At 27.5% G+C, this 26,305-nt stretch carries 23 protein-coding genes; 17 read left to right on the top strand and 6 right to left on the bottom strand.

From position 1 onward, the window contains the following. Positions 1-222: 222 nt before the first annotated feature. Positions 223-1,476 carry a tryptophan synthase subunit beta gene (gene trpB, locus BHAMNSH16_RS02305; RefSeq protein ID WP_008728553.1) on the bottom strand — a complete coding sequence of 418 codons (1,254 nt, stop codon included), beginning with the start codon at positions 1,474-1,476 and terminating at the stop codon, positions 223-225. 166 nt (positions 1,477-1,642) lie between these two features. Here trpB and BHAMNSH16_RS02300 point away from each other — a divergent pair, with 166 nt between their 5' ends. The 16 genes from BHAMNSH16_RS02300 to aroA all read left to right on the top strand — a co-directional run bounded on the left by BHAMNSH16_RS02300 (position 1,643) and on the right by aroA (position 19,242). After that, entirely contained in the window at positions 1,643-3,691 is a 2,049-nt protein-coding gene (locus BHAMNSH16_RS02300; protein WP_069731708.1) for a tetratricopeptide repeat protein, read from the top strand. Positions 3,692-3,743: 52 nt separating this feature from the next. Beyond that, positions 3,744-4,061: a BAR domain-containing protein gene (locus BHAMNSH16_RS02295; RefSeq protein ID WP_008731996.1), complete on the top strand. Its 318-nt coding sequence runs from the start codon at positions 3,744-3,746 to the stop codon at positions 4,059-4,061. 298 nt (positions 4,062-4,359) lie between these two features. Beyond that, positions 4,360-5,508: a M20 metallopeptidase family protein gene (locus BHAMNSH16_RS02290; protein WP_008731993.1), complete on the top strand. Its 1,149-nt coding sequence runs from the start codon at positions 4,360-4,362 to the stop codon at positions 5,506-5,508. A 60-nt stretch (positions 5,509-5,568) separates the two neighbouring features. Further along, positions 5,569-6,537 (top strand): radical SAM protein, encoded by a 969-nt coding sequence (locus BHAMNSH16_RS02285; RefSeq protein ID WP_008731991.1) that lies wholly within the window; start codon positions 5,569-5,571, stop codon positions 6,535-6,537. A 120-nt stretch (positions 6,538-6,657) separates the two neighbouring features. Continuing rightward, positions 6,658-6,852: a hypothetical protein gene (locus tag BHAMNSH16_RS02280; RefSeq protein ID WP_008724735.1), complete on the top strand. Its 195-nt coding sequence runs from the start codon at positions 6,658-6,660 to the stop codon at positions 6,850-6,852. 2 nt (positions 6,853-6,854) lie between these two features. Continuing rightward, the gene (locus BHAMNSH16_RS02275; protein WP_008731989.1) at positions 6,855-7,655 is read left to right on the top strand and encodes an AAA family ATPase; all 801 of its coding nucleotides are present in this window, start codon (positions 6,855-6,857) and stop codon (positions 7,653-7,655) included. 256 nt (positions 7,656-7,911) lie between these two features. Beyond that, on the top strand, positions 7,912-8,529 hold the full coding sequence (locus BHAMNSH16_RS02270; protein WP_008731987.1) for a cytidylate kinase-like family protein: 618 nt from the start codon (positions 7,912-7,914) through the stop codon (positions 8,527-8,529). A gap of 13 nt (positions 8,530-8,542) precedes the next feature. Next, positions 8,543-9,250: a phosphatase gene (locus BHAMNSH16_RS02265; protein ID WP_008731985.1), complete on the top strand. Its 708-nt coding sequence runs from the start codon at positions 8,543-8,545 to the stop codon at positions 9,248-9,250. Further along, entirely contained in the window at positions 9,247-10,047 is an 801-nt protein-coding gene (locus BHAMNSH16_RS02260; RefSeq protein WP_069731707.1) for a sulfite exporter TauE/SafE family protein, read from the top strand. Before BHAMNSH16_RS02265 ends, BHAMNSH16_RS02260 begins: the two co-directional genes overlap by 4 nt. Before the next feature lie 24 nt (positions 10,048-10,071). Then, positions 10,072-11,304: an imidazolonepropionase gene (gene hutI / locus BHAMNSH16_RS02255; RefSeq protein ID WP_008731999.1), complete on the top strand. Its 1,233-nt coding sequence runs from the start codon at positions 10,072-10,074 to the stop codon at positions 11,302-11,304. A 140-nt stretch (positions 11,305-11,444) separates the two neighbouring features. After that, complete coding sequence (locus BHAMNSH16_RS02250; protein WP_008732002.1) at positions 11,445-12,425, top strand: tetratricopeptide repeat protein; 981 nt, start codon at positions 11,445-11,447, stop codon at positions 12,423-12,425. Positions 12,426-12,429: 4 nt separating this feature from the next. Continuing rightward, the gene (locus tag BHAMNSH16_RS02245) at positions 12,430-14,637 is read left to right on the top strand and encodes a transcript cleavage factor (protein WP_008732004.1); all 2,208 of its coding nucleotides are present in this window, start codon (positions 12,430-12,432) and stop codon (positions 14,635-14,637) included. A gap of 163 nt (positions 14,638-14,800) precedes the next feature. Beyond that, on the top strand, positions 14,801-15,988 hold the full coding sequence (locus BHAMNSH16_RS02240) for an aminotransferase-like domain-containing protein (protein WP_008732006.1): 1,188 nt from the start codon (positions 14,801-14,803) through the stop codon (positions 15,986-15,988). Positions 15,989-16,224: 236 nt separating this feature from the next. Next, on the top strand, positions 16,225-16,833 hold the full coding sequence (locus BHAMNSH16_RS02235) for a rubrerythrin family protein (protein WP_008732008.1): 609 nt from the start codon (positions 16,225-16,227) through the stop codon (positions 16,831-16,833). Between the two features lie 163 nt (positions 16,834-16,996). Beyond that, positions 16,997-17,956: a signal recognition particle-docking protein FtsY gene (ftsY, locus tag BHAMNSH16_RS02230; RefSeq protein WP_039955037.1), complete on the top strand. Its 960-nt coding sequence runs from the start codon at positions 16,997-16,999 to the stop codon at positions 17,954-17,956. A 23-nt stretch (positions 17,957-17,979) separates the two neighbouring features. Then, entirely contained in the window at positions 17,980-19,242 is a 1,263-nt protein-coding gene (aroA, locus tag BHAMNSH16_RS02225; protein WP_008732013.1) for a 3-phosphoshikimate 1-carboxyvinyltransferase, read from the top strand. Here aroA and BHAMNSH16_RS02220 read toward each other — a convergent pair. The 5 genes from BHAMNSH16_RS02220 to BHAMNSH16_RS02200 all read right to left on the bottom strand — a co-directional run bounded on the left by BHAMNSH16_RS02220 (position 19,237) and on the right by BHAMNSH16_RS02200 (position 25,191). Continuing rightward, the gene (locus BHAMNSH16_RS02220) at positions 19,237-20,229 is read right to left on the bottom strand and encodes an ABC transporter substrate-binding protein (protein WP_008732015.1); all 993 of its coding nucleotides are present in this window, start codon (positions 20,227-20,229) and stop codon (positions 19,237-19,239) included. The two genes, aroA and BHAMNSH16_RS02220, sit on opposite strands and share 6 nt — an antisense overlap. A 45-nt stretch (positions 20,230-20,274) precedes the next feature. Continuing rightward, positions 20,275-21,006 (bottom strand): polyprenol monophosphomannose synthase, encoded by a 732-nt coding sequence (locus BHAMNSH16_RS02215; RefSeq protein WP_008724754.1) that lies wholly within the window; start codon positions 21,004-21,006, stop codon positions 20,275-20,277. Continuing rightward, entirely contained in the window at positions 21,003-23,708 is a 2,706-nt protein-coding gene (locus BHAMNSH16_RS02210; protein WP_069731706.1) for a DUF4132 domain-containing protein, read from the bottom strand. Before BHAMNSH16_RS02210 ends, BHAMNSH16_RS02215 begins: the two co-directional genes overlap by 4 nt. Before the next feature lie 76 nt (positions 23,709-23,784). Continuing rightward, the gene (gene rlmN, locus BHAMNSH16_RS02205) at positions 23,785-24,813 is read right to left on the bottom strand and encodes a dual-specificity RNA methyltransferase RlmN (RefSeq protein WP_069731705.1); all 1,029 of its coding nucleotides are present in this window, start codon (positions 24,811-24,813) and stop codon (positions 23,785-23,787) included. A 138-nt stretch (positions 24,814-24,951) separates the two neighbouring features. Then, positions 24,952-25,191, bottom strand: coding sequence for an FmdB family zinc ribbon protein (locus BHAMNSH16_RS02200; RefSeq protein ID WP_008727251.1), 240 nt, complete (start codon positions 25,189-25,191; stop codon positions 24,952-24,954). A 159-nt stretch (positions 25,192-25,350) separates the two neighbouring features. Here BHAMNSH16_RS02200 and BHAMNSH16_RS02195 point away from each other — a divergent pair, with 159 nt between their 5' ends. Then, positions 25,351-26,298, top strand: a complete 948-nt coding sequence (locus BHAMNSH16_RS02195; RefSeq protein WP_069731704.1) for a DUF7916 family protein — start codon at positions 25,351-25,353, stop codon at positions 26,296-26,298. Positions 26,299-26,305: the final 7 nt, after the last annotated feature.

Genomic DNA, 26,305 nt, shown 5'->3' with positions numbered 1-26,305 from the left:
AGTAAGAATAATTATCATTTTTATATAAATATGCAGTTTTGTATAGCTATAAAAAAATAAGCGGTTGTTTCTTCATTTGGTTAGTACAGTAACTATAAATAAAATTAGTTTTAAAATAAGCATAATTTATATAAATATACGAGTAAAAATAAAAAATAGGTTTTTGAATATTAATAAATAATAAACAAAAACCTATAAGCAAAAAAATACATAATTGTGAGGTTAAAATTTGTGAATATCTATGTTTTTTTCTAATCTCTCTAATTCATTTCTTAAGAATTCTTTCCATTTTTCTGCTCTGAATATAGGAGAAGTTATGAATATATCTTTATCTCCTCTTCCGGACATATTAACTATAATTACATCATCTTTTGTGTATTGTTTAGCATATTCTATAGCTTTAGCACCTGCATGGGCACTTTCTAATGCAAATATTACTCCTTCATTTCTAGCAAACTCTTTAACAGCATTAATTGCTTCTTTATCAGTAGCATAAGTAAACTCTATTCTTCCAGATTCTCCCAAATATGCAAGCTGAGGACCTACACCGGGATAGTCCAAACCAGCAGATATAGACATAGTTTCTGATATTTCTCCGTTTTCTTTTAATATAAATTTGCTCATATACCCTTGAGCTGCTACATCTTTTGCATAAGGGTTTTTCATTCTAATGGCATTTTCTCCAAGATTCATGCTTATACCGCCTGCTTCAACAGCTATTAATTTTGGATTTTCTCTTTCTATAAAAGGCTCAAAAAATCCTATAGCATTAGAACCGCCGCCAACGCATGCTATCATAGCTTTAACATTCAAATTCTTTTCCTGTATTTGTTTATCTAATTCCCTTCCTATTACCGATTGGAAAGTCCTGACAATATCCGGGTAAGGGCTAGGTCCAACTGCACTTCCAAGCAAATAGTGAGTATCTTTTAAATCTTTAACCCAATCTTCTAATGCCGCATCAACAGCATCTTTAAGTCCTCTTCCTCCTCTTGTTACCGACACTACATTAGCTCCGTATAATTCCATAGAGGCAACATTGGGCTGCTGTCTTTTTACATCAATTTCGCCCATATATATAGAACATTCAAGTCCTAATTTAGCACATGCTGCAGCTGTGGCAAGTCCATGCTGACCCGCCCCCGTTTCTGCTATAATCTTCTTCTTTCCCATCTTCTTGGCTAAAAGTGCCTGTCCTATTGAATTGTTAATCTTATGTGCACCTGTATTTGCTAAGCCTTCAAGTTTAACATAGATTTTAGCACCGCCTATTTTTTCTGACAAGTTTTTAGCATACATTAAAGGAGTAGGTCTTCCTATAAAATCTGCTCTTAATTCTTCAAGCTCGCTTAAAAACTCTTTGTCATTAATATAATGTGCAAATGCCTCTTCCAATTCAATTAATAATTTTTCTAATGGTTCTGGTACGAATCTCCCTCCGAATTTACCGAAGAACCCCTTATTACTATTTTTCATAGACATAAATCCTTAAATTAAAATATTTTTATTAGTAATATTACTTTATATAGTAATATTAACATTTATAAAAAATTTGTCAATAGTATTTTTATATAATTAAAGAATTTTATATAATTAAAAAATAGTTTATAATAAAATAATACTAATCATCGGAGAATTGTTTATGCTGAAAGATAGAATAGAGAATATGTTTATTCAGGCTAGATTTTATTTTAATTTAGAGAAATATTCTTCAGCACTTAGAATATATTTAAAAATTATAAGTTATTTTGAAAATAATAATGAAGAGCTTGATAAAAATTATACAGACAGATATTTTGCAAGAAGCTGTTATAAAACTGCATTAACATTATATTATTTAAATAGATATGAGGAAGCAATAGACTATTACACTAAAGCTATAGAAATTAATCCCTTATACGAGAAGGCTTTTATCAATAAAGGTATAATACTTGCAAAGTTAATGGCATTTGATGAGGCTTTATACTCATTTAATATGGCATTAGAAATAGATGATAAATCTGAGATATCTTATTTTAATATAGGAATCATATATTCAAAGTTAGAGCGGTATGAAGATGCATTATTTTATTTTAATAAGGCTTTAGAGCTTGGATATGATTATGCTTATTTAAATGTTGCTATGGTTTTAGAAAAACTTGGAAGAATAGATGAGGCATTCAATATTTATGATATAGCTTTTGAAATAAATAAATCTTTGGAAGTGTTATATTTAAATAAAGCAGCTTTGCTTATAAATACAGGAAGATATAAAGAAGCTATAGAATGTCTTGATAAGGCACTTTCTATTTTAGATGAAAATAATTCAAAAGGCGATACTATTATAAAAAATAAAGATTATATAGAGTATATAGAAATAGGCATTATGGGAAATGATACTATATATGACAGAATATATTTTTTGAAATCTGAGGCCCTTATAGGTTTAGAGCAGTATGATTATGCTTTAACTATTATATTAAATATCAAAGATTCTAAAAGTATTAATATATTCGGTATTATATCAAGGTTTATAGAATATATAGGCATAGAAAAAATTATTGATATAGTATTGCATGAAAATAGTTTTTGGACTGAAGAAAAAGAAGAGTATTTTAATTTTATAGTAAGGAATATTAAAGATACACCAAAGTTAAAAAGGCTTTGGATACTGCAGTATATATTTTTATATTTAGTTTCTGTAAAAGATGATGATAAAATTAATGAGATATCCCATTATACAAGCATAGAAGTTTTCGATGACATGGCTTTTGATAAGAGATACGATAAATCAGATAATTCAAAATACAATACATACTTAAAGAAAAATAAACTTAGAATGACAAGCATAAAAAATGCAAATGATCCTAAAGAAGGAAAGATATTGATGCAGCTTCTTAGAAATAATAAGCTAAATTCTAAATACGGAAGCATTAATAATTTTATTGCATTACAAACATCATTCAGCAGATGCAAAGATTCTTTAACTATGTACAGACTATATGGAAAATCTGATAATAAAGAAGGTACAGGCTGCTGCTTGGTATTTGATAAATCATTTTTTGATACTTCTTTTAATAATTTAAATAGCAGCATAGTATTTTCATTTTCTTATGATAAAAATAATTATTCTAATATAGAATTCTATAATGAACAGACTTTGCCTTTATATTTTGTTTTATATTACAATTCTAAAAATAATGAAATAATATTTAATCCTTGCGAATCTGATTATGATAATATTATCATTGATTTAAATAACGAGTATAATGTTTGGAGCTGTGATAAAAAAGTTTATGAGAAATTAAAAAACAATATAGGTTATATATTCAATTCTATATTTAAAATTATAAAAGATTTTAATTCAGAAGAATTGTCATTATCATATCAGCTTCTTATGAATATTCAGTATTTAATAAAGGATTCATCTTTTATAGAAGAGCAGGAGATGCGTATAATACAGCTTGTAGAATATGGAAGTAACCCTTTGCATATAGATGATAAGATGAAACGCTCTTACAAAAATTATCTTTATATATTTGATAACAAGTCATTAAAAGAAGTGATATTAGCACCTAAAGTGGAAGATGCTGATTTTCTAGTAGAAAAATTTAATGACAGACTTGCAAAAGCTACAAGCATATATAATTCAAAGAATATGAAAAATAAATATAAAGTTAATGTTTATATATCTAATTCTCCTATATCTTGACAAATATATATTAATTATTATAATTATACAAAAAAATATGGAGTATTATCTTATGAAAAGTATTATATTTTCTTTGGTTATTATTTTATCAATATTTAGTTTTTCATGCGAGAAAGATAAAAGTGCAATAGATAAAGCAACAGATACTATAAATAAAAAAATAGATAATGCTTCAAAAAAATTGCAAGACAGCGTAGAAAAAGCAGGTGATACTGCTGAAAAAGGACTTGATAATTTTTCAAAAGCTATAGAAAATATTAATCCTTCCAAAGCTATGGACGATGCTTCTAAATCTATAGAATCAGGATTAAAAAAGGCAGCTGAGGGATTAGAAAAAGCAAAAGAAGATATATCAGATTCAGTAAAATAGTAATTTATATAAATAGTTGTTTTAAAATCTATTATTATGTAATTTTTATAATTTTGTTTTTTATGCTTTATCATAAAAATAAAATGCTATATAAATTACATATTTAATCTGTAAAAATTAAGTTATTTAAAATGTGTATTTAGAATGTGCTATATATATTGCAATTTTATATTGTTCTCATTATAAACTTATAATGAGTTATGTATATAAATTTATTTTTTATATGTTATATTTTTAATTATTGACTTAATAATTTTTATTTATATACTAATACAAAATAATTATTAAGGCAGATAAAATGGATTACAAAAAATTAAATGATATTATAGTTTCTATGAGAAGAGATCTGCATCAAATTCCTGAAGTTGGAACAGATCTTCCTCAAACAAAAAATTATGTTACAAATAAATTAAAAGAATTAGGACTTTCCTATAAAGAATCTTCACTTGACAGCGGATTAGTATGCGATATAGGAAGCGGTGATAATATTGCAGCTATAAGAGCAGATATGGATGCTTTACCCATACAGGAAGAAACAGGATTTGAATATGCTTCTAAAAATGGGAACATGCATGCATGCGGACATGATGTACATACTGCTTGTCTTTTAGGTGCTGCACATTATTTAAAAGAAAATGAATCAAGATTGAAAGGTACTGTAAGATTAGTATTTCAGGCTGCAGAAGAATTGGCAGTAGGTGCACATAATATGCTTAATTCAGGTTTACTGAATGGAGTTAAAGCTATAGTTGGTACTCATATAGGTACTTTGTCTGCAGATACTCCAAGCGGAGAGTTTATATTGAAAGAAGGTCCTTTAATGGCTTCTAATGACAGGATATTTATTAAAGTTATAGGAAAAGGTGCACATGGAGCATATCCTCATCTTTCTATTGATCCCATTCTTACAGCAAGTCAGATAGTGCAGGGTATTTATAATATAAAAAGCAGAGAAATACTTGCAACAGAGCCTGTAATAATATCTATATGTATGATGCATGGCGGAACACAATATAATGTAATACCTACTGAAGTAAATATTGAAGGCACTTTCAGAACTTTCAGCGAAGAAAATAGAGCATTCATAACAGAAAGAATAAAAGAGGTTGCAGAATCTATTGCAGCAGCCAACAGAGCTAAAGCTGAAGTTGTGATAAAAAGAAGGGGAGCACCTGTTGTTAATAATGCTAAAATATACGAGCAGTTAAATGAAGTTTGTAATGAACTTGGATTTAAAAAGGCATCTCATTATAGTTTATCTATGGCTGGTGAAGATTTTGCTGATTATTTGGAGAAGATTGACGGAGCTTTTATATTATTTTCTACTATGACAGAAAAGAATATAGCTCATCATAATAGTAAATTTGAAGTAGATGAGTCAAAATTATATCAGCCTCCTGTTTTGATGAGTGAATGGGCTATTAAATATTTAGAAAATAATAAATGATTATAAATTTTGATTAGTTTTTAAAATTAAATTATAAGTTAAAAATTATTGGAATATACTGTGAACTATAATGAAAAACATTTAAAAAAAATAGATGAAGCCCTAGAAAAAGCAGAACTTCTTTATGATAAATGTATTTGCTGCGGACATATATGCAATGTTAATCGCAATAAAAATAAAATAGGCAGATGCAGAATTTTTGAAGATACCAATCATATAAAAACTGCATCTCATACTTTGCATTTCGGAGAAGAGCCTATGCTTGTAGGCAAAGGCGGAAGCGGTACAGTATTTTTTTCTAGCTGTAATTTAGGCTGCGTATTCTGTCAGAATTATCAAATAAGTTCTGAGGGAGTAGGGGATATAATTGATGCTGAAACTTTGTCAGATTATTTTTTGGATTTAGAAAGACAAGGTGCTGAAAATATTAATCTGGTGAGTGCGACGCATGTTATTTATCCTGTATTAAAAGGTTTAAAAATAGCTTTAGAAAAAGGGCTTAATCTTCCTATAGTTTATAATACCAATGGTTATGATACTAAGGAGTTATTGGATTGTTTAGACGGTATTGTAGATATATATTTACCTGATTTAAAATATGTATTCGATGATAAGGCTTTTAAATATTCTAAAGCTGAAAATTATTTTAGCATTGCAATAAATGCAATAGAAATAATGAAAAAGCAAAGCGGCGATTTAGTTGTTAATGAAAAAGGCATTGCTGAAAGCGGGATAATAATAAGGCATTTAATACTTCCGAATAATGAGTCTGATTCTTATGATGTATTAATAGAACTTAAGGAGAGAGGTTTTTTAAATACGGCTATATCTTTGATGTCGCAGTATAATCCAAAATTTAAGGCTTGTAATTTTGAAAATATAAATAGAAAGCTGTATAAAAAAGAGTATGATGATTTAGTTGATTATGCTTTGGATTTAGGATTTGAAAATTTATTTATTCAGGAAATGGAAAGCTCTGATAATTATAATCCTGATTTTACTAAAGAAAAACCTTTTCAGATGCAGTGATATATTTAATATATTCATATTTTAAATTTAATTAAATGGTTTTATTTTGACAAAAATATTATATAATGTATAATATATGATGAGTATAGTGTTATTTATTAGATTTTTAAGGAAGAAACTATGAATAAAATTTTTTCACTTTTAGAAAGCGAAGAAGTTGAAAAAAGACTAGAAGCTCTTGAAGAGTTGGCAAAAAATGTAGAAAATTCCGATAAAACTACTGTAATTAAAGCTTTAAAGCCTCATATATTAGATTGGGATGAGAATGTTCGTCTAAAAGTGGCTCAAGTATTAAAATTGTATACGGGACAATAATTATGGGAAGAATAATATCTTTTTCTAGCGGAAAAGGCGGTGCAGGCAAAACTTTATGTTCAGTTAATTTCTCAGCAGAATTAGCTTCAAGAGGATATAAAGTTTTAGTTTTTGATATAGATATTAACTGTTCAAATGTATTTATTTTACTCCATGTAAAACCGCAGTCTAAACTGCAGGAATATTTTGAAGGCAGTCTCACATTAAAAGATTGCGTTATAAAAAGTGAATATGGTATAGATGTTATTAGTGCTGGAGTTAATATACAGAGATTTGTTCAGTTTGAGAATGATTTTAATTTGTCAAACCTTGCTAAAGATTTAAAAGTTTTAGCTGAAGATTATGATTATGTTATAATAGATTATGCAGCCGGTATTACTCAGCCTATGATGCGTTTCTATGAAATGTCAGATGATATAATACTTGTTGCCAATCCGGAAATTACAGCATTGACAGATCTTTACAGGCTTATGAAAATGATTTATGTCAATAATATGACAGATAAGATGTATTTGATAGTAAATAAAGTAAAAAATATAGATTGGGCTATTAATTTATACAGAGAAGTTAAGAAGGTAACGGCAAAATTTTCTCTTGATATTAATTTGGTTCTTTTAGGACCTGTACTATTTGATGAAGAAAAGGTTATGATATCTGTTCAAAAAAGAGTACCTATAATAATATTATATCCTAAAACTCCTATAAAAGGCGGTTTTTCATTGGCAGTTACTAGATATTTATACGATATAGGCGTAATGAAAGATGCAAATGCAAGAGAAAAAACTTTCTCTGATTTCTTCTGATTTATTATATAAAATATTGAAAAAAACCAAAGAGTTTTTATTTTTATAGCATATTCTTATTTTGGAATGGGGTTTTATCTGCTAATAAGAATTTTTTTATTAGCAGTAAAGTTCTGTATGTTTTGCTTACAAAAAATTAATAATAAATATTCTAAAACATTTATACATTAATATAAGAAAAGAAGTAGTTTAAATTTGACAAATACAGATAATATTGGTAAACTATTAACAGAATATAATGGAGGTATATGGTTATATGAGTAAAAATATTGTTATAACTATAAGCAGAGAATTCGGAAGCGGCGGAAGATATATTGGAGAAATGGTTGCTAAGGATTTAAATATACCTTTTTATGATAAAGCTATAATAGAAATGGCATCAGATAAAACAGGATTTTCTCCGGAATATATTAAAGAAAATGAACAGAAATTAACAGGGGCTTCTCTTTTTAATTTTGCTATAGCGGGATCTTATGCCGGTAATATGGTATTTGGTAATGGCGAGTCTTTGCAAGACACTATGTTTTTTGCACAGAGTAATGTTATAAAAGAAGTAGCCTCTAAACATTCATGCGTTATAGTAGGAAGATGTGCAAATCATATATTGGAAGGTATGGATAATTGTATTAATGTCTTTATTTATTCTGATATGGAGAGTAAAATTAAAAGAGCAGTTAATGAATATAAATTAGACAGTACAAATATAGAAAAGATCTTAAAGGAAAGAGACAAATTAAGGGCGAAACATTATAATTACTATACAGGAAAAAATTGGGGAGATTCTAGAAATTATCATGTATGTTTAAATAGCGATTTTATAGGAATTGATAATACTATAGAATTAATAGAAAAAATAGCTAAGTCAAAATTATAATAAGGTATTTATTATGAATATAATAGCTGATTTACATACTCATACTTTAGTAAGCGAGCATGCTTATAGCACAGTTGATGAAATGTTAAACTCAGCTAAAGATAAAGGATTTTTAGCTTTAGCTATTACAGATCATGGTCCTGCTTCCAGTGACGGAGCCAAATTAGTTCATTTTAAAGCTATGCATAGTTTGCCTAATTATATTAATGGTGTAAGACTTCTTAGGGGCTGCGAGGCTAATATAGTAGATTACAGCGGAAAAGTAGATCTAAGTGAAAATGTATTAGCATATTTAGATTTTGTTATAGCTTCTTATCATGAGGATTCTATACAGCCTTTGAATAAAAAAGAACATACAAATGGATATGCTGAAATTATAAAAAATCCTCATATTGATTGTTTAGGTCATATTGGAAATCCTAAATTTGAATTTGATATTGAATATATAGTGAAATTATGCAAAGAATATAATAAATTAATAGAAATTAATTCATCATCTTTTACTGTCAGGAAAGGAAGCAGTCCTATATGCCGTGAAGTTGCTTTAACTTGTAAAAAATATGAAACTAATATTGTAGTAACTTCTGATGCTCATTCAAAGTACAAAGTAGGAGATTTTAAAGATTCAATTGAATTATTGATATCAATAGATTTTCCAAAGCATCTTATACTTAATACAGATTATGATAAATTGACAGAATATCTTGGTATAGAAAAATGATAGTGTTTTTTTTGATTGTAAGTTTATCAGCATCTGTAATAGGTGCTATATGCGGAATAGGCGGAGGAATTATAATAAAGCCTGTTCTTGATTCTTTGAATGTGCTTGAAGTAAGTAAAATAAGTTTTTTATCATCTTGTACTGTTTTATCTATGAGTTTATATACATTTGTTGTATCTAAGATAAAACATGATAGTCTTGTTGATTCTAAGGTAGCAACTCCTTTGGCTTTGGGAGGAATTATAGGCGGTATATTTGGAAAGATGCTTTTTTCATATCTTATAGCATTTTTTAATAGTGAAAATATAGCAGGTATTTTTCAATCATCTATTTTGATACTATTAACATTTTTTACTTTAGTATTTACAGTAAAAAATATGGGTGATAAAAAAATAAAATCTATGCATATACAAAATATATTTTTATGCGTAATAATAGGCTTAGTTCTTGGGCTTTTATCATCATTTTTAGGTATAGGCGGAGGTCCTTTTAATATAGCTTTTCTATATTTTTTCTTTAGTATGGATTCTAAAATTGCTGCTCAAAATTCTTTATATATTATATTATTTTCTCAAATTTCAAATGTATTTATAAGTGTTGCTGACGGAGATGCTTCAAAGGTTAATCTTAATTATTTATTAGTAATGATTATAGGCGGAATATGCGGCGGTATATTGGGAAGATTTGTAAATAAAAAAATTAATTCTAAAATAGTTGATAAGTTATTTCTTATTTTATTATTAATTATTATATTAATAACATCTTACAATCTATATAACTTCTCTGTTAATATATAGTATAGATTAAAATGTGAGTGCATTATGTTAGACATCATTATCAAAAATATAGGCTCTATTGTAACAGCACAAGGAGATACCCCCTTATACGGTAAGAAACAAGGGGAGATAAAAGTATATAATAATGTTTCTATAGGCATAAAGAATGGGATAATAGAGTATGTTGGCGATTCTATTAAAGAAAAAGCTAAAAAAACATTTAATGCTAACGGAGCATTAGTTACTTCTGGTCTGATTGATTGTCATACCCATTTTGTATACGGCGGTTCAAGAGAAGATGAGAGATATAATATAATCATAGGTCATATGAGCTATTCTGATATAATAAAATCAGGTTACGGAATATTATCTACAGTTAGAGATACTAGAAATCAAACAGAAAATGCACTTTATAAGAAATCAATACCAATATTAGATAAGATGCTTCAATATGGAACTACCACAGTAGAGGGGAAAAGCGGCTATGGGTTAACGGTTAAAGATGAAATAAAGATATTAAAAGTTATGAAAAAACTTAATGATAATCATAAAATAGATATAGTAAGTACATTTATGGGAGGGCATGTAATACCAGATGAATATAAAGATGACAGAGGTTCTTATATAAATTTAATATGTAATGAGATGATTCCTAAAATATCAAAGTTAGGAATAGCAGAATTTTGCGATGTGTTTTGTGAAAACTGCGGACTTGATATGGAGGAAACAGATAAGGTTCTTAATGCTGCTCAGTCATATAATCTAGGTATTAAAGTTCATTCGGATCAATTAGAAACAAGCGGAGGTTCATATTTAGCAGCTAGATTTAATGCTGTAAGTGCCGAACATTTGATTATGTCTGATGACAGATCCATAGATGTTATAAAAAATCAGGATGTAATAGCTGTTCTTTTGCCAAATGCTTCTTTTTATTTGAATATGCCTTATGCAAGAGCTAGATATATGATAGATAAAGGAGTTCCTATAGCATTAGCTACAGATTATAATCCGGGTTCTAGTCCTTCTTTTAATATGCAGTTTATAATGAAGCTTGCATATATTATATACAGGCTTAAACCAGAAGAAATACTGAATGCAGTTACAATAAATGCAGCATGTGCTATCAATAGGGGTAAAGAAATAGGAAGTATAGAGGCAGGTAAAAAGGCTGATATTATAGTATGGAATTGCGATAACCTTAATTTTTTACTTTATAGTATGGATAATAATTTATGCAGTATGGTTTTTAAGTCTGGAGAACTTGTATATCATAATTAATATTATTTTTTATAAATTTTTTACTTTTAATAGTATTATTTTCTCTTGACAATTTGGGTTTATTTGATTATATTATAGTAATATGCGTATATATCTCTGTACGTTTTTTAGCTTTAAGGGAGTAGTTTATTTTAAATATAATGGAAGAGGAATTATTTTCTAGAAAAGAGTCTGTTAAAGATATTTTCAGCATTATAGAAACTAAATTAAAGCAGGGTTTATTTATAGAGTCTATGGAAGACTTTGATAGAATTATGTCAAAAGATTTTGAATGTGAAAATCTATATGAAAATATATCCTGTGTCAAATTTTGGATTAACAGGCTTGATAAACTTAAAACTGCACAGAGAAACTGCATAGAATACTGCAGGCTTTTAGATTCTACTTATAAGAAATTCAATGTATTTATACATGGAAAGTCTTATGATGAAAATTTAATATCAATTAACGCTATTCATTATTATGTTTATAATAAGATTATAGAGTTGATAATGCAGCGAAGCACCAATGATATTGAAGGCACGGAGGAATTACATTTACTTTCTAATGCTTTTATAGAGTTAAAGGATTATTCTAGAGCATTAAAATCGTATGAATATTTGAATACTATAGAACCATATAATTCAAGAACACTAAGTTATATTGCTATGATTTATGATAAATTAGGCAATGAAAAAAAGTGTAAAATGTATATAAGAGAAGCTTTGTTTTATGATCCTTTAAGTATAGAATTTGAGAATATAAGCATAGAAATAGTGAGAGAAATCAGAGATATAATAATAAAAAGAGGTGTTCATAATAATAGCCAAGAAGAGATAATATTATGGATGAGTGCTTATGGGGAACTTATGAACATATTGGATGTCAAAAGACCATTAAATGAACAGGAGGAATTTGATCTTAGAAGAAATATATCCAGATTGGAGGCAGATTACAGAAAGGTAAAACTTAGAGAAATTACCGCACCTAAACTTTTATCTTCGTATGCATTTTTAACTACATATCTCATCATGAGACAGAATGATTCAGATATTGAAGAAGTTAAGGTATGGGGCAGAAAGATGGCTGTAATAGATAAAGATTTGCTGCAATACTACATAAAAATATTAGATAAGGAGTGATAATATGTCAGAAGCTCTACAAAAATTAGAAAATGTATTTTCAGAAGAAACATTTACGAGAAAACCTCTTCTTAATTATACTACTAAGTATTTTGTTGATTTATCAGGTATTCTCAATGACATAAATGATAATAATGATATAAATTCTGCTATAGAAACAGCTAAAATGCAATTAGATAAAAATCCAAATCATATATCCGCTTTATATGCAAATGGATTTTTAAATTTAAAAATTGAAAATTATTCAGATATGAGTCTGGAAAAACTTTTAGGTATTTTTAAAAATGCTAAAAAATGGAATATAGTTGAGTTTATATCGCAAAAGATTTTAGATGAATATTATGAGAGTGATTATGCTTTAAGGTATTTAGCAAGTTATTATCAAAGTACTAATAGGGATTCCGAAGCATTAGAAATTTGGGAAAGACTCATACGATTTGATGTTTCAAATCCGGAACTTCCTGAAAAAATAGCTCATACCAAAGAAATGGCGGGGGATATAAAGAGTGCTGTGCATTATTATAAGATTGCTTTTGAAAGAAATCTTATGAGAGAAAGAAATAATGCTGAAAGCGATATTAAAAAAGTATTGGAATATGAACCTGATAATTATAACTATCTGCTTAAATATGAAAATTCTTTGAGGGCTCTTGTAGATTCTAATATAATGATAGATGTATGGAAAATAATATTTTTCTATTATTTTGAGAATAACAGATATAATGATGCTTTAAAAACTATTAAAAATTTGCTTAATTATGAGCAGGATATAGTAGCACAGAATAATAAAAAAGCAAAATTTTTCAGGCATAGACTTGTAGATGTTTATAAGGCTTTATATCCTAATCATACACTTTTTGAAGAGATAGAAAAAATATCCTCTATTACAAATGTCAATAAAAAACCTAAAGATTGTATAGAAATATTTGAAAAGTATATACAATATGATGTTGATAAATATGTTATACATAGAAATTTCGGAGTAGGTAAGATTAAATCTATAGATATCAATAATGTTAATATAAAATTTGTATCTCAGGAAGATATAAGGAAAATGACATTTGATATGGCTATACAGTCTCTTACAACATTGCCTGATGATGATATTAATGTTTATAAGGCTTATAGACTTAATGAAGTTAAAAAAATAGCAGAAGAAAATCCTACAGAGCTTTTAACTATTATTTTAAAATATAAAAAGACAATAACTACAAAAGATTTAAAGCAGGAATTGACTTCAAAGCCTGATGTTGTAGTTGCTGAATCAGCTTATGCTAAATGGCTTGAAAGTGCAAAAAAATCTGTGAGAGCTTCTACTACTGTTAAATTTGATAAGAATACTTTTCTTTATAATGAGGAAGCTGAAACTTATGATGCTGAAAGTTTATCTAAATTCAATAAGACTGATAATTTCTTTGAGCGATATCAAATATATATGGAGTATTTAACTTATACTCCAAATTTAAACTCTGAAGAAGCTAAAGAGATGAATGATTATTTTGTCCGTATTTCTAAAGATAAAAAAGCTCCTAATGATGAGAGAATAATAAGTACAATATATTTGAGAAGTCAGTCTAATATTGACAGCAGCATACCTTTGCTTTCAGATATTGTTAAAGATATTGATGATTATACACATATTTATGAGGTACTTCCTTCTTCAAATTATAGGGAGAAATTTATAAAAGCTATTTGGGACGGCAGAAGAGATGATTATTATAATATAATACTTAAAATGCTTTATTCTCCTCAGGTTAAAAATAATTATCTTATAGTCAATAAATTATTTGAAGACGGAAAAACTGATATGCTTGCTAAAACTATAGATGATATATTTCTTCATTATAGGGAATGTCCTGAATCATTTGTTTATTTTGCTCAGAAGATACTTGACGGGGAGTATTATGATGAGAGTGCTGGAGATATAAATATAAATAAAAATTCTCTTATGATAGGTTTGCTTAGTATAATACCGCATCTTTCAAAAATGCTTGATAAAAAAGAAACTTCTGCACAGGCTAGGAAACTTTTGAAAGTTGTGTATGATTTGGTATTTGACAAGGCTTATCTGCTTAAATTTATAGAGAATGAGTCTGAAGAAGATGTTAAAATAATATTTGGCGAATTCCAAAAATTAGTGAATTTAGAACAGCATTATAAAACTGATATTATTTCTGCGGTTATAAAACGTTTCCCTGATTGGAAGATATAATAATTATTTTAGTTTAATAAAAATTAGGGAGATTACAAAAATCTCCCTTTTTTATATAGTTGTTTTAAGAAAATAATATATTGATAAAAAATCAAAAAATAATATAGCATTGTTATTAATAGTAGTGTATAATATATAACAAATTTTTTAAATGGATATTATTATGAAATTAAGATTATCAAAAAGAGCATTAAAAGAAGATTTTCAAAGCAGTTTTGTAAAAATTATGCTTGAAGTAGCTGCCAAAGGCGATTTAATATCATTTGCCGGCGGTTTGCCTAATCCTGAATCCTTTCCTGTAGAAGATATTAAAGCTGCAGCAAATAAAGTATTAGAAACTAAAGGTGCTTATTCTTTGCAATACAACAGCACTGAAGGATACGGACCTTTAAGAGAGTTCATTGCCAATAGATACAAAAAACAAGGTATTGATGTAGAAGCTTCAGACATACTTATAACCAATGGTTCTCAGCAGGCTTTAGATATTATTTCTTCATGTTTAATAGATCCTGATGATGATGTTTTAGTTGAAGATCCGTCTTATTTGGCAGCTTTACAATCATTTCATTTATATAATCCTAATATTCATACTGTCAATTTGAATGAAGATGGAGCGGATATAAATGAGTTTAAAGATGCTATGAATAAATACAATCATAAGTTTTTTTATTCTGTGCCTAATTTCCAAAATCCTACAGGAATAACATATACAAATGCGGTAAGAGAAAAAATAGCTGATATTATGAAAGGTAAAGATACATTTTTTGTTGAAGATAATCCTTACGGCGAATTAAGATTTAAAGGAGAACATCAGAAATCTTTTGGGGCATATTTAGGAGAGCAGGCTATATTAATGGGTACTTTTTCAAAGACAGTGGCTCCAGGTATGAGATTGGGATGGATTGCATGCAGACAAAAAGAATTGTATGCCAAAATGAAAGATTATAAACAGCTTATAGATTTGCATACAGGAACATTTGCTCAGGTAGTTGTAAGTCAGTATCTTGAAGACAATGATTATGATGCTCATATTAAAAAAATAATAGATTTATACGGCAGACAATGCAATTATATGCTTGAGGCTATGAATAAATATTTACCTAAAGATATGCATTGGACTCACCCTGAGGGCGGTATGTTTATATGGGCTACACTTCCTAAAGGAATAGATGCTGTAGAGCTTTCAAGAAAAGCTTCTGATGATGGTGTTGCTGTAGTGGCAGGAGAACCTTTCTATGAAGCTAAGAGAGGTTTAGGTACTTTGAGATTAAATTATACTAATTCTAAACCTGAAGATATTGATAAAGGTATATCTATATTGGCAAAAGCTATTGAAAAAATGAGAAAGTAAAAATAATTTAAATAATATTTTAATAGAAGGCGGTAAATGTAAAATTTACTGCCTTTTTTATTTTTATATGATTATTTTTTGTATTAAAGTTAGTATATGTTAACATTATTTTACTATATTGTTCTTTTTTTGTAAAAAAAATGTTTGTTTATTTTACTTTTTTGTTGTATTAAAGGTTTTATACTCTATATGTTGCCTCTACATATAAAAAACACTATATTAAAAAAGGAAAAAACATGATAAAAAAATTTACTTTATTTATTCTATTTTTATTTATTTTTGCTAGTCTTGTATATGGACAAACAGCTAAATCTACTTTAGATGGTATGATGCAGGCTTATAACGGAGAAATGAATGCATCTGCTACTTATGCTGAGTATGCTAAAAAAACTCAAAATAAAAGTGTTGCTGCTATGTTTAAAGCAGCTTCTGCAGCAGAGGCTTTACATGCTAAACTTCTAAATGATATGGCTGTATCTTCTAAATTATCTACTAAAGCATTAACAGCTACAATCAATACTGTTAAAGTTGGTACTGATGCTGATAATTTAAAAAGCGGTATAGCAGGCGAAACTTATGAGTATACAAAAATGTATCCGGCTTTCAGCAAAGTTGCTTTACAAGAAAATAATAAAAATGTTTCTGATTTAATGAACAGAACAGCTGCTGTTGAAAAAACTCATGCTGCATTATATAATAAAACTATGCAGGATTTAAATGCTAACAAAACTTTACCTACAGTTTATTATTTATGCCCTGTTTGCGGATATGTTGAAGCAGGTTCAGCTCCAGCTAAATGCCCTTTATGTAATGCTACAGCTAGTTCTTTCCAAGCATTTAATTAATTAAAAATAATTGATTAATTATTATTTTTTATAGAGGCAAAAGCATTGATAATAATATATATATTATCAATGCTTTTTATTTTATCATAATAATAACTTGAAAAAATATTAATAGCTTATATAATATTTTAAATAATTTTTTTTAATCGGAGAAATGGATAAAATGAATTCTATGAATATTATAATAATAGCTTGTGCTATTGTGATTATTTTAATTATACTTTTTATTTTGATAAAAAAATCTAAAAGTAAGCCTAAAGTTTCATTAACAAGTTCTAAAAGTAAATTTTCATTATCATCATTATTTAATACTTCATCAATCAATGATGAGTTTTTTGCAAGTTTAGAAAATACATTAATAACAGCTGATGCAGGTGTTGAAACTACAAAAGATATTATTTCAAAACTTAGAGATGTTATAGAGAAAGAGAATATAAAAGAGCCTTCAGAAGCTAAAAAATATTTAAGAGAAATTTTAATATCTAAATTTATTTCAAAGAAAATAGAACTGAAAGATAAAACAATACTTTTTATAGTTGGTGTTAATGGAGTAGGTAAAACAACTTCAATAGCAAAATTAGCTAATATATTAAAGAAAGATCATAAAGTAATATTAGCTGCAGCAGATACATTCAGAGCCGCTGCCATAGAACAATTAGAAGAATGGGCTAATAGACTTTCTGTTACTATAGTTAAAGGTCAGCAGGCTGGGGATCCTGCAAGCGTATTATTTTCAGCATTGGATAAAGCAAAGGCTACTGATGCTGATATAGTTATAGTTGATACTGCAGGAAGATTTCATAATCAGGAAAATTTGGTAAGACAGCTTGAGAAGATGAAGAAAATAGCTACAGAGAGATTTACAGAATTTAAATTTGTACCAATATTAGTATTAGATGCTAATGTGGGACATAATGGAATAGAGCAGGCTAAAGTATTTACTAATGCTTTGGATATACAGGGGGCTATAGTTTCCAAGTTGGATAGTACTGCTAAAGGAGGGGTGGCAATAAGTATAGCTCATTATTTATCGCTTCCTATATACTATGGAGGGTTTGGAGAGAAAGTTGATGATTTCAGAGAATTTGATGCTGAAAGTTTTGTTGATTCTATATTGCAGTAATTTATAATTATTGGAGTTATATTATGTTATTAACTGTTAAACCTTCAGAAATTTTCGGATCTATTTATATTCAAATGAGTAAGAGTGATGCTCATAGAGCTTTAATAGCATCATCATTAGCTAAAACCCCAAGTATCATAAAGCATTGGATTGACAATGTGAGTGTTGATGTAGAGGTTACAAAAAATGCTGTATCAAATTTTGCTGATTTAGAAGTTATTGACGATGATCTTAAAGTTTTTCCTAAAAAAGAATATAAAAAAGAATTAACTATAGATGTTAAAGAGTCTGGAAGCAGTTTAAGATTCTTAATTCCAATAATGTCAGCATTGGGAATAACTTGTACTTTCACAGGGTCTAAAAAATTATTTTCCAGACCTATTGAAGTTTATAAAAAAATATGGAAGGAAGAGGGATTAGAATTTATTCATTTAGAAGATTCCATTAAGATATCAGGACAATTGAAAGCTTCAAATTTTAAAGTGCTTGGGAATTTAAGCAGTCAGTTTTTAAGCGGACTTTTATTTGCCTTGCCTTTGCTTGACGGTAATTCTAATATTATTATAGATGGAGAATTAGAGTCAGAACCTTATGTTATGATGACTTTGAAAACACTTAAAGCAGCAAATATAGAAACTCTAAGACATGATAATAATATAATAGAAGTATACGGCAATCAGGAATATTCAGGTATTGATTATGAAGTAGAATCAGATTGGTCGCATGCTGCTTTTTTTGCCGCTGCGGGTGCTTTGGGAGGAGAAACTACATTATACGGTCTTAATAAGTATTCTATTCAAGGTGATAAAGAAATACTCAATATATTAAAATTTATGGGAGCTTCTGTTTTATACAATGATGATGATTCTATTACGATAAAAAAAACAAACAGATTAAATGCACTTGATATAGATATGGCTAATATTCCGGATTTAGGTCCTATAATTACTACGCTTGCTGCTACAGCAAAAGGTAAAACAAGATTGTATAATGCGGGAAGATTAAGATATAAAGAAAGTGATAGAATGGGTGATTTGATGGATAGTTTCTTAAAGATAGGGGCTAAGATAGAGGTAACTGAAGATGAAATATTAATAGAAGGAGTTGAAAAACTTAGAGGAGGAAATACTACTTCTCATAATGATCATAGAATAGCTATGGCACTTGCTGTGGCATCTTCTGTTTCAGATGGTAATATAATTATAGATGATGCTGAATCTATAAATAAATCATCTTTCAATTTTATAGAGCAATTTAGAAGCATAGGCGGTAAAATTGAATTATAAACTATACAGTACATTAGTAAGAATTGATAGTTGTATATAATTTGTTACAGGTACAGTTGCTTTTATAACTTTAGAATCTAAAAAGATATTTTGCTGTGTTTCATACCATTTTAGAATCTCTCCTGAGCTGCAGGCATTTTTTATATCTGATGATGTAAAAAATATTGCTGTATCTATTTCTTTTTCTATAGATTCTATATTATTTCCTGTAAGTTTTGATGTGAATTCTATTGCTTCATATAGATGATTTTTTCTATAATCCATAGCTTTTAATATGGCTCTTGAAAATTTTTTTACTGTATCTTGATTATTATTTATATATTCTAATGTTGATACAAAACTGCTTGTTAATGCAATTTCATCTATGTAATTTATTATATCTGATAATAGAATATAATCATTTGGAATCTTATCAGTAATTTCTCTTGCATAAGGCTCCCATGTTGATACGGCATCAACTTGTTTGTTTATTAAAGCATTAGCAAGATTGGTAATATTAATATTGGTTAAATTTATATCTTGTAATTTTATATTATTATTTTTTAATGCTATATTAAGCATAGTTTCACCTGAAGTACCCAAGTGGGTTGCCACTATTTTTCTTTTCAAACCAGAAATACTTTTAATTCCGGTCCATTTTCCTGTTATTATTTTTTCGCCTTTGCTTATTCCGTTTGGTATTAATATTTGTACATCTCCATTTATAATCAGAGAATGTGCGGCATGACCTATATATGTAAAATCAAGTTCTTTAGAAATCATAGATAAAATAGCAGCATGTCCATTAAAAAATTCATATAATTCAGCATCCAAATTTTCTTCTTCAAAAAAACCTTTTTCTTTTGCTATTGCAACAGCTGAAGCTCCAGCAAATTCATATAAATATCCTATTCTTATTTTTGTATTTGCAGGTTTATCTTCTTCTTTTGGCTTGATGCATGATATTAATATAATTACAATAAAAAAAATATAAATAACTTTATTCATAATATATATCCTAATTATATTATAAAAATCAAAATACAATAATATTTATTTTGATTGATTATTAAAATATTTTTTCTTATTTCTAAATCTTAATCTCACTACTCTAAATAATGCTTCTGCTATAATATTTTTAGACATCTTTGATTGTCCGCTTCTTCTTTCATAAAATATTATAGGTTCTTCCTCTACTTTGTAGCCATTGCTTTCAAAGGAATAATTCATTTCTATTTGGAAAGAATATCCTGCTGAAAGTATATTATCAAAGTTCATATTCTTTAATACAGATACCCTGAAACATTTAAATCCGCCTGTAATATCCATAATTTTAGAACCCAATACAAATGATGCATATCTATTTCCATAGTATGAAAGGAAAAGCCTTCTTAAAGGCCAATTTACAACGCTTATTCCATTGCAATATCTTGATCCTATTACTAGATCTAATTTTTCATTTTCCATTCTTTCTATAAATTTAATTACAAAATCAGGATCATGAGAGAAATCGGCATCCATCTCTATTACATAATCAGGATTGTATTGAAATGAATGTTTAAATCCGGCGATATATGCAGGTCCTAATCCTTCTTTTTTTTCCCTTTTTAATAAATGTACTCTATTATTAGATAAATATTTTTCTACGATATTTGCAGTACCATCAGGACTATTATCATCTACTACTAAAATTTCTATATATTCAGGTAATGATAATACTTTATTAAGCATTTTTTCTATATTGTCTTTTTCATTATATGTTGGTAATACTATAATAGCTTTCATTTTATATCTGACTTTCTCCTGTTTCTTTTTACTGTTTTTTGTGTTTTTTTAACATTCTTTTTTATGTAATTATCTATATTGAACATAATATACTTCACATATCTTATATATAATGTTTTAGGATCTATTATATTTTTATATGAGAATATTTCGTTATTATTATCTATAGTATAAAATACAATATCCCCAAATAAAATAAGATCATTATCATCTATTGCATTATCCATTCCCATTAAATTAATTTTCACCCCAACCGATATAGATGTGTCTATAATTTTATATCCAACTATATATGAATTCTCATAATCAAATTCCATATCAAGATAATCACTTAAATCCCTGAAAGTTTTTAATTTTACTTCTTTATTTCTGTATTTTACTATAATGTTTTCTTTTATATCATCATCTTCAAAAGAGAAATTAATATTCTGCATTTGATTAAAAGGCTGTTTTATTTTTAAATCTGTTAATAATTGCTTAGATTTTTTTATTTCTTCATTTGTCATTTCTACAGGACTTGCTAATGATAATTTACACTGTTTATTTAATTTATATTCTTCATTATCTAATGTTTGTAAGGTATTAGATTTTCTATCATATTTTACATGTTTTAATATTTTATCATTCTTATTATAGATAGTCCATATAAACATATCTGCTAATATACTCATAATATAATTTTCTGTAAATATTTTTTTCCAATCATCTGCTGTCCATTTTTTTCCTGTCATTAATGCTTTGCTTAATCTTGATATTTGAAACTTATATGTAGCTTTTATATTACTTTTTATACTGTAAAATTCATCTAATAAATCTTTACTTATATTGTAATATTTATCTATTTTTGATATATATTCTTTTTTCTTATTATCAAATATTTTATCAATATCTAGTTTCTCATTTATATATAATGTGAAAGAAGAAGAAGCATCTTTTAATAATCTTTTCCCATCTTTATCTATTCCAAAATCAAGTATTATTTTATCAGATAGTTTATCTTCAGAAATATCTAATTTTTTTGCAGCAGCTTTAAATGCTAATTTTGAAGTATTTTTTATTTGATAGTATTTAAAATTATTTGATATATAGTCAATAAGAATAAGAGAATAAAGACTTCCATTGAAAGCTAATGTTGATATGGCATAATTAGCAAGAGATATTCTTCCTGATTCGCACCATTCTTTCAAATTATAAGCTACTTTTTCGATTTTATATTCTGATTCATATACTAAATATGGAATCATTACATATTTGTAGGTTGTATTAGCTCCTTCAAATATCCATCTTTCATATATACTTTTTATTACATTAATAAATGAATTAAAATCAAAATATGAAATTATTTTATCTAAATCTTTTATTTTTGCGGGGGCTTTAAGTTTAGAATATTCTAAATATATATATTTTATTATGATTATAGGTATAGTTTGATTGGAATTTTTTCCCTTTACTCCGTATAGTAAAGATTCATCTAAACATAATAAGTTCTTTTCAAATTTCTTATCATAGTTTTTATTTACAAAATTAACTATACTGTCAATATCTTTAAAACCTGAATTAATTATTTTTTTATTTTTCCATTTTTTCAATATATCTCTGGCTAAATCACTATTTAAACCTTTTAAATACTCATAAGATTCTTTTTTCTTACGATTAATTATTTTTATTGCAGCTTTTCTAATATTTGGAGATTCATTTTCTAAAAGAGAGCATAGTATTTTGCTTGATCCGAAATCTATTTCTTTACTATAAAGTTCATTTAAAAATGGTATGAAATTTTTACTGCTTTTAGTGACTTTTCTTACGAAATTTTTATTGGCAAATAAACTTTCAAAATATTCTGAATTCTTCTTGATAAGAGAATAAAAGAAATTATTAAATTCTATATTTTTTATCTGAACCGCAAACGAATCATAATATGATATCCTATCATTATAGGAATAAAAGAATATATAAGAAATAAAAATATCATCTAAAGTTACATTGAGATTAATTAAATAATCTAAACTCTCTTGGTATGTTGTTGCAAATCCTTCTTTTCTTATTAATATTAAATAAGTTAATGCTTTATAACTATTAGTTTTTAATATTATATTGAGAAGTTTTTTTGCTTTTTTTGAGTAATCTGATAATAATAAGATGTAATATATTCTATAATTATTTAATATTGAGCTTTTTATAAATTCTATATCATTATTATCGGGGGCTCTTTTTATATGGTACGGAGCATAAGGTTTTAAAGCACTGAAATAACCAAATGCTGATTTCTTTACATGGAATTTTTTTATTAAATCATATCTTTTATCATCTTCATATATTATATCATCATTTATTACTGTAATGCTGTTAGGAGTTCCTATATGTTCAACAACATTATATTTAACATAATAGGAATCATATATTTTCTGCATCAGCAAATCTATTTTTTTATCGGCTATTTTTAAATTAGCTGTTTTATCTTCATTTTTTAATAAGATTGCTGTTAATATTAGATATATTCCGCAATTATTGCTGCTTTCTAATTTTTTATATAATGAATAAAAATATTCTTTATCTTTATTATAAGTATAATTAGCTTCTCTTAAAAAGTCCAATGCATATATATCATTTTCTATTATTCCTCTATTGATGATGCATATTTCTTTTTCTAAATTGTATCCTTCATATCTTTTGCTGAATAGAGAACTATTAAATTTTTCCATAAATTATACTCTTTAATTTTCTAGAAATAAACTTTATTATACTATCATTTAAATAAATAATAAATACTATATTAATTTACATGTTTTTTACAGCTAATTGTCCGCAGCCTGCTAATATTTCCTGCCCTTGTTTAAATCTTTCAACAACTTCTATTCCGTTGTCTTTTAGTATTGATTTAAATCTTAATATAATATCTTTATTTGGTCTTTGTAATTCAGGGGCATGAGCAACAGGATTCATAGGTATAACATTAACTTTGAAAGGAAATTCTTTTTTCAAATTCACAAGTCTGTATGCATCATTAACTGAATCATTAATATCTTTTATAAGAACCCATTCAAAAGTAATCATTCTTTTACCATTTCTACTGTATCTTTTAAGTATCGCCATCAGATTTTCTATAGGATATCTTTTATTAATAGGCATAATTTTATCTCTGACATCATTTTTTAATGAATGCAAAGAAACAGCCAATCTGCAGTCTAGATCTCTTTCTATTAGCTGCTTTATTCCTGCAACTTCTCCTGATGTTGATATTGTAATATGCCTTATTCCTAAATTAAAGCCTTTAAATGAATTTATGGTATCTATTGCTTTAAAAAGGTTCTTTGTATTTGCTAAGGGTTCTCCCATACCCATAAATACTATAGAATTTACCTTTTTAGTTACAGCCCTCATAAGTAAAAATTCTGCAAGTATCTCATCAGCAGTAAGATTTCTTGACAGTCCCATGCTTCCTGTAGCACAGAAAGCACATCCGTAGCCGCATCCCACCTGCGATGATAAGCAGAAAGTTACTCTGTCCTTTTTATTCAATATAACAGATTCTATTTTTTTCTTATCATATAGAGAAATCAGCAATTTTTGTGTTCCGTATTCATCTTCTGATATAGTTTCTATCTTTGAATTATGAATAAAATAATATTCATCTAATAAAATTCTCAAATTCTTAGGTATATTGCTCATATCATCGAAACTTACAGCATATTTTTTATATATCCAATTAAGTATTTGAGATGCATGAAATTTAGGGAAATTATTTTCTATACAGAATTTAGATAATTCATCTTCTGAAACATTCATTATAGATATTTTTTTAGCCATATTATAATAATTAATAACCTTTTTAATATTATTAAAATTATAATAGCTGATAACATATTATTCATAAGCTATCAGCCAATTATTATTTTATTATAAAAATATTTTGTGCCTATAACCTATAAGCTGTTATTTAACTCCTCAGCAGCTTTTAGTAGGAGAACTGTCAGAATTACCGCTTGATGAGCTGGAACCGCTTTTATTTTTATAATCATTAACATAGAATCCTTTTCCCTTGAAGATGATACCGCTATTTAAAGATATCATTCTTTTAGCTTCACTTCCGCATTCAGGGCATACTGCTTTAGCTTCAGCGGTTATGGATTGAAATTCTTCAAATTCATGTCCGCATTTTTCACATTTATATTCATAAGTAGGCATAATTTTTTCCTTTTCAAAATTAAATTATAGCTTAATAATATATTATTTAATTGAAAATCTGTCAAGTGAATTTATTTCCGTATTGCTGCAGAAGTATTTTATATTGACAAATGCATTTATAACTTTATACTTGATTAATATTAATATAAGGACTTTTTTATGAATAAAAGAATTTTTGAATTAAATTCAGAAGATGTTTTAAATATGAATGCATCTTTATTAAAAGAGGTTATTAAAAGATCTGAAGGACGGTCTGTAATGGCAGAAGTATGCTGCGGTCATCAGTCTTTTATAGATTCTGTAAGTAATGCTGAAACTGCTTCTGCTTTTGGGGCGGATTTAATAACTTTGAATTTATTTGATATGAATAAGCCTTTCATTTGGGGACTTTATGAAGAAAAACATGATACTTCAGAGAAAATATGGCTGGCTTCAAAATTAAAAGGATTTATAAATGAAATAAACAGCAACAATGACAATATTATTAGAGATTTGAAAAAAATTACAGGAAGATTAATAGGTGTTAATTTAGAGCCTGTTCCAGATGGAAGTAATTATAATTCAGGTTTTAGAGCTTCAAAAGAAAATTATGAAAAACTTATCAAGTATGGTTTTGATTATGTTGTTCTTACAGGAAACCCTAATACAGGAGTTACTATAGAAAGCATATCAAAGGCTTCCAAAGAATTAAAGAATATTTGCTCAGATAAAATTCTTATAATAGCAGGTAAAATGCACGGTGCAGGCGGAGATAATGTTTATTCTATGGAAGAGCTTGACAGTATGGTGAAATCAGGTGCTGATGTTGTTATGGTTGGAGCCCCTTCTTCACTTCCGGGATATACTGTAGATTTCGTTTATGAACAGATAAAGAGGATACATAGTTTAGGTGCTTTGGCAAAAACTGCAATAGGTACTTCTCAGGAAGGTGCCGATGTAAATACAATTAGAGAAATGACATTATGGTCAAAAATGGCAGATGCTGATATAGTACATATAGGGGATGCTGCCTGCGGAGGAATGGCATTGCCTGAAAATATTATGGCTATGTCCATTGCTATTAGAGGAATAAGACATACCTACAGAAGAATGGCTTATAGAAAATAGCCTTAAT

The sequence above is a fragment of the Brachyspira hampsonii genome, assembly GCF_002214805.1.
Taxonomy (GTDB): Bacteria; Spirochaetota; Brachyspiria; order Brachyspirales; family Brachyspiraceae; genus Brachyspira; species Brachyspira hampsonii.
This window is presented reverse-complemented; position numbering and strand designations above follow the sequence as displayed.